The 563-nt window shown below is 45.6% G+C and carries 1 protein-coding gene; it reads left to right on the forward strand.

Going from position 1 to position 563, the window contains the following annotated elements:
* Nucleotides 1-563: deoxyhypusine synthase family protein (locus HC175_RS16850; RefSeq protein WP_168139510.1), on the forward strand; the 563-nt coding region annotated here is incomplete at both ends.

Raw genomic sequence — 563 nt, forward strand, 5'->3', positions numbered from 1 at the left:
GGTTGCTCATACACATTATGAACGCGTGCCTCACTACCGGGATCTTACACCTCAGGACGAGTGGGACCTGCTGGAGCGTGGGCTTAACCGGGTTACTGATACCTGTATTCCTGAAGAGGAGGCTTTTAGAAGAATTCAGAAGCACATTGTGAAGATATGGAAGGATGCTGAAGCTGCCGGGGAAAGATATTTCCCTCATGAATTCATGTATAAGCTGTTGCTAAGCGGAGTAATGGAACAATATTATGAGATCGATCTTAAGGATTCCTGGATGTACGCTGCTGCCGAGAAGAATTTGCCAATGGTAGTTCCCGGGTGGGAAGACAGTACCATGGGAAACATTTTTGCCTCATATGTAATGAAAGGCGAATTGAAAGCCAGCACCATGAAATCAGGAATTGAGTATATGGGCTTCATCGCCGATTGGTACACCAAGAATACAGATAAAGGGGTTGGTTTTTTCCAAATTGGTGGAGGTATAGCCGGGGATTTCCCTATTTGTGTGGTGCCCATGTTGTACCAGGATATGGAGATGCATGAGATCCCTTTCTGGAGCTATTTCT

The organism is Salinimicrobium oceani (assembly GCF_012037645.1).